This is a genomic window from Prevotella sp. P4-51 (assembly GCF_002251455.1).
GTDB lineage: Bacteria > Bacteroidota > Bacteroidia > Bacteroidales > Bacteroidaceae > Prevotella.
Map to the genome: position 1 here is coordinate 1 of NZ_NPJM01000001.1, position 609 is coordinate 609.

Below are 609 nucleotides of genomic sequence, written 5' to 3' on the forward strand. Positions count from 1 at the left end.
TGACGGCCAGAAATTTATCAGCAGCATGTCGCTCGGTGGCAAGAAGCTCAGCCGCTACCGCATCTCTCACGACGAGCTGACCCGTGGCCGCCACCTGGTCTTCAACCTCAAATAAGAAACTTATCACAAAGTCTGTAGAAACCGGCACCTGCATCAGGGCGATTTCTGCAGACTTTATCATTACTACACGTTATCTCTATACCATTATCATGAAACAGAAATCAATGCTATTGGTGGCGCTTCTCGCCACATTCTTGGTTTACGCCAAGGCCGACAACTTCTATGAGCCCTATCGCCAGACTGCGCTGCGCCTGCCTGCCGTTCCGCTCATCACCAATGACCCTTACTTCACCCTCTGGTCGCCCTACGACCACCTCAACGACGGTAACATCACCCACTGGTCGCCCCGACAGAAGCCCCTCGAGGGTCTGTTGCGCGTAGACGGACAGGTATACCGCTTCATGGGAGCCCCGGGCAAGAAGCTGCTCGACGTGGTGGCGCCCAATGCCGAAGACGCCGAATGGGAGGGCCGCTACACCACCGACACTCCTGCCGACGGATGGCAGAAGCCCGGCTTCGACGACACCGCATGGAAGCAGGGCAAGGCCG

1 protein-coding gene is annotated in these 609 nt (G+C 57.0%); it reads left to right on the forward strand.

Going from position 1 to position 609, the window contains the following annotated elements; translation table 11 throughout:
• Nucleotides 1-209 precede the first annotated feature (209 nt).
• Nucleotides 210-609: DUF4964 domain-containing protein (locus CIK94_RS00005; protein ID WP_144008246.1), on the forward strand; the 400-nt coding region annotated here is incomplete at its 3' end.